We start from the raw sequence: 660 nt of genomic DNA on the forward strand, positions 1-660 counted from the left end.
TTACTGTTCTTCACGCTGGCGGAAAATTTGGTGGTGAAGAATCAGGATATAAGGTTTCTGGCGGACTACACGGTGTTGGCGCCAGCGTAGTTAATGCGCTATCTGAATGGACAGAGGTTAATGTTTATGACGGCAAAAGCATACATAAGCAAAGATATGAAAGAGGCGTTGCTGCAGGGCAAGTTTCGATCATTGGTACAACGGATAAGAAGGGAACAACGGTTACTTTTAAGCCCGACGGAGAGGTGTTTGAAGAATTAGAGTTCGACTATGATATTCTCTTAACTCGCCTTCGTGAGCAGGCGTTCCTAAACGCGGGTCTTAAAATAATTTTAACTGATAATCGCGTTGGAACAGCAGAGATTACCGAGGCAGAAGATAAGACCACAACGCTTTGTTATGAGGGTGGTATTAAATCTTTTGTTGAATATCTAAATCGTAATAAAGAAGCGTTGCATGAAGAAGTGATCTATGTTACTTCTGAGCAAGGTGAGGTTACAGCTGAGATTGCGATGCAATATAACGATGGATTTAGTGATAATATAGTTTCGTTTGCGAATAACATTCATACGGCAGAGGGCGGAACACATGAAACTGGTTTTAAAGCTTCCTTGACAAAAGTAATAAATGAATATGCGAGAAAAATCAAAGTGTTAAAAG

General features: G+C 40.5%; 1 pseudogene. It reads left to right on the forward strand.

Annotation, left to right across the window (positions count from 1 at the left end):
- A pseudogene (locus ACYVTD_RS15260) lies at positions 1-660 on the forward strand (DNA topoisomerase IV subunit B); the annotation flags it as partial.

It is taken from the genome of Treponema sp. R6D11, assembly GCF_054786075.1.